This window comes from Algoriphagus aestuariicola, assembly GCF_017254835.1.
GTDB lineage: Bacteria > Bacteroidota > Bacteroidia > Cytophagales > Cyclobacteriaceae > Algoriphagus > Algoriphagus aestuariicola.
Genome location: NZ_JAFKCW010000030.1, coordinates 1 through 379 on the forward strand (window position 1 = coordinate 1; position 379 = coordinate 379).

At 66.0% G+C, this 379-nt stretch carries 1 protein-coding gene; it reads left to right on the forward strand.

Annotated features, from left to right (window positions below; genetic code table 11):
* Positions 1 to 379, forward strand: a 379-nt coding sequence (locus J0A67_RS23540; protein WP_241265311.1) for an AarF/UbiB family protein, incomplete at both ends; no start/stop codon positions are given.

Sequence of the window (379 nt, forward strand, 5' to 3'; positions counted from 1 at the left end):
ATCAAGTTCGGCCAGATGATGTCTACCCGCCGCGATCTGTTCCCGCCGCACATTGCCGATCAGCTGACGCTGCTGCAGGATCGGGTGGCGCCTTTCGACGGTGCGCTGGCGCGCAAGCATATCGAGCTGGCGATGGGCGGCCCGCTGGAAACCTGGTTCGACGACTTCGAGCAGCAGCCGCTGGCGTCCGCCTCGATCGCGCAGGTGCATACCGCGCGGCTGAAAACCACCGGCCAGGAAGTGGTGCTGAAGGTGATCCGGCCGGATATCGGGCCGATTATCAAAGCCGACGTGCGCTTGATGTACCGGCTGGCAGGCTGGGTGCCGAAGCTGTTGCCGGACGGCCGCCGCCTGCGTCCGCGCGAAGTGGTGCGCGAGT